Below are 1,774 nucleotides of genomic sequence, written 5' to 3' on the forward strand. Positions count from 1 at the left end.
CCTTATGGTCATACCGCATCCATCTTAATGGCTTGACCATGCCGGAGCCAGTCGCGCAGCTCAAGGCAATGGAAAAGCCAAAGGAAACAGATGCGGACGCGAAATTTGATTCGTGCCAATTACGCTCCTAGGGGTATTCGGATCGGCCGAGTGCCCCGGACACCGCTTGGCTGATTACGGACGAATACTCCGGCCCGCCGCACACAGGAATTGCCTGCAGTGACGACTTAACGGAGACCTTCGCCGCGATCAGCTACGGGATCTGCCTAACGACTGCTCAGATGACGCCTTTTCCAAAAGACCATCCATAAGGACGTCGCCGTGCAGGCCCCAATCCAAGCGATTTCAAATTTACAACTTCAACACGAGTCTCTCCCATGGCAACACATCCCATTGTCTCAGTCGGCATCGATTGGGCCGACACACAACACGATTTCCATCTCATCGCACCAGGCGGCGAAAACCACTCGGGAAGTTTCAAGCAAGATCCCAATGAAATCGAAAAGCAAATTGAGGCATGGCGGCAACTCTGCCCAGGAGCAGTGTTTGCGATCGCCATCGAAGCCACCAAGGGAGCCATCGTGAATGCATTGCTCGAGTTCAGCGATGTTCAAATCCACCCCGTCAATCCGGCAGCACTGGCCAGCTACCGGAAGGCTTTTGCGCATGGCGGCGGCAAGAACGATCCCCTCGATGCACGTCTGTTGGCACAGTTCATCGACCACTATCGCCAACAGTTGCGTCCGCTGCGGCGAAACAACGAGCTGACGCGTCAGATTGCCACTCTCGCCGAAGATCGGCGACGACTGGTTGACCAGCGTGCCGACCTCGCGAACCGCCTGACTGCATTGCTGAAATGCTATTTTCCCGCCGCATTGGCTCTCAAACCGGCCCGTTCATACAGCGAGTTCTTTCTCAAATTCCTCGCCAAATACCAAACACTTCAGCAAACACAGCAGGCCGGCAAAACACGACTTCGAAGCTTCTTCCATGGGATCGGGATAAAACGCAAGGCAGACGGCTACGTCAAACTGCTGATTGAGTCGACGCCTTTAACGAACGATCCAGCGACAATCGCAACCGCCTCGATGCATGCCGCTGCAATCGTCGAGCAATTGCAGATATTGACCAAGCACATCAAACGCTACGACGGGCGGCTCAAGGAGTTGGTTCCTCAACACGACCTCTTTGAAATGGCAGATTCACTCCCGGGAATCAGCACGAATACCCAAGCAAGATTGATTGCCGCCCTCGGAGACGATCGACAGCGTTTCCCTAACGCTGAGTCGCTACAGGCAGCATCAGGCATTGCGCCGGTTACAAAACAAAGTGGAAAGCAAAAGCACGTCTATGCGCGTTGGGCATGCACCAAATTCATGAAGCAAACGTTTCACGAACTCGCCGGGCTTTCCATTACCCAGAGTCGCTGGGCCAAAGCGTTTTACGAGCACAAGAAATCAAAGCACGCAGAAGAAAAACACGCGGCCCAAATTGCCAAGCGTGCTTTAGCGTACAAATGGCAACGCATCATCTTCCGACTCTGGCAGACCGGGGAGCGATACGACGAAGACCGATACATCGCGAGATTAAAAGCGTCCGGCTCACCACTGTACGAGCTGATGAAGTCGTCGTGAAGCAGCAGTGGAAAACCTGTCGATAAACAGCAAAATTCAGGTGCAAACAATGTCAGGAATTTTCAGCCCAAATCCCCGCGCCGCCTAGACACGATGCCTCAGATGTCTCCGTTGCAACCCATGGTTCAAGAAAGCCGCTG

Annotated in this window: 1 protein-coding gene; it reads left to right on the forward strand. The window is 53.8% G+C overall.

Features of this window, described 5'->3' with window-relative positions; translation table 11 throughout:
* The first annotated feature begins 377 nt into the window (after positions 1–377).
* The gene (locus NHH03_RS27645; RefSeq protein WP_253161598.1) at positions 378–1,634 is read left to right on the forward strand and encodes an IS110 family transposase; all 1,257 of its coding nucleotides are present in this window, start codon (positions 378–380) and stop codon (positions 1,632–1,634) included.
* The last annotated feature ends 140 nt before the right edge of the window (positions 1,635–1,774 follow it).

It is taken from the genome of Stieleria tagensis, from assembly GCF_024129865.1.
In the GTDB taxonomy this organism is placed as follows: Bacteria; Planctomycetota; Planctomycetia; order Pirellulales; family Pirellulaceae; genus Stieleria; species Stieleria tagensis.